General features: G+C 37.1%; 1 protein-coding gene. It reads left to right on the forward strand.

Annotation, left to right across the window (positions count from 1 at the left end):
• The first annotated feature begins 562 nt into the window (after nt 1-562).
• Entirely contained in the window at nt 563-1,291 is a 729-nt protein-coding gene (locus BM122_RS21250) for a PRC-barrel domain-containing protein (RefSeq protein ID WP_074907666.1), read from the forward strand.
• Nucleotides 1,292-1,348: the final 57 nt, after the last annotated feature.

Below are 1,348 nucleotides of genomic sequence, written 5' to 3' on the forward strand. Positions count from 1 at the left end.
CTTCCGTAAGATTTAAATATATTTAAGCAGTAAAAATGGCCGATTGCACAAAGCCTGTGTTTATTTGAAATTCCAGTGCAATATAAAAACTTGAAAGCGACGGTTGATGTCATTATTCGTAAGAACAAGAATCCTTGACTCTAGATCTGGCGCCATTTGCTCTCTATTACCTAATAAGGTCATACCCACCAAAATTCATATCGCACCAGTATTTATCTGCTACAGCTTGATAGATATCAAAGCACATGGTGTGGTGTGGTATAGCCAAAATAAAACTCCCTTTTTCTGGTTTATGTACGCTTTCGTACAGATAATTCCCTGATCTTCTTGCTAGGATGAATTCTCCTTTTACACAAAAAGAAGGCTCATAAATATCACTAGTGAATCCATGCTAATGCTTGTGATAGGGCTATTTTTTTGTTAACGACGCAGTTTTGGATTGTTATTAGCAGCAAAATTAACTTAGCTAATCACAGTTCTTCAAAGACTCCACCAAACTAATAGATCTCGAACCGTTCTATACATGCCAATAAATTAATAAAAAAATCAAGGGAGTTATATCATGATACATAGTAAATTTCTTTTCAACATAGCATCTATAGTCAGTCTCAGTTTTTTATTTACTTGCGTATCCGCGCATACTAGTGACAAGCAGGATTGGGAAAAGAGCAGTAATTCAAAGAGTAATACTGAACAGCCCTATGGTAGTAGCAATAATGTTGAATGGGGCTCCACCGATGTGACCTACGATATCACTGCAAAAAATTTCATGAATATGAACGTTGTTGATCAGACTGGCAAGAAGATTGGCAAAATTGATGACTTGATATTGAGCAGAAAAGAAAAAGTTGCTTATGCAATAATATCAGTTGGTGGCCTCCTCGGCGTTGGTAATAAATCGGTCTCTGTCCCATTTCAGGATATAGATATACGCAAAGCAAAGAAAGAAGCTGTCATTGATCTTTCTAAGCAACAGTTAGAAAAAATGCCTGAGTTTAAATTGGAATATGCCAGTAGCCATAATTACCAGGCAAACGGTCTCTCTGCAACTAATGGCAGTGAAGATTACGATATAAACGCTAAAAAGCTTTTTGATATAGACATCATCGATAAAAATGGCAAGAAGGTAGGTAAGGTTGATGACTTGTTATTAAGTCCAAACGGCAAAGCTATGTATGGAATAGTGGATGTTGATGATATGCTCGGCATGGGTAAAAAATCGGTTGCCGTACCATTTCATCACTTAGCAGCTAATAGAACAGAAGAGAGAATTCTATTAGATGGTTATTAAGGAGCAGTTAGGGCCTGTTGACATTCCACATAGGTAGCCACAGATATCCACACGCTA

Source organism: Nitrosomonas communis (assembly GCF_900114745.1).
GTDB lineage: Bacteria > Pseudomonadota > Gammaproteobacteria > Burkholderiales > Nitrosomonadaceae > Nitrosomonas > Nitrosomonas communis_A.

What these genes read in the sequence shown, in the direction of transcription:
- BM122_RS21250 (WP_074907666.1), top strand. Translation starts at nt 563, where the DNA reads ATGATACATAGTAAATTTCTTTTCAACATAGCATCTATAGTCAGTCTC.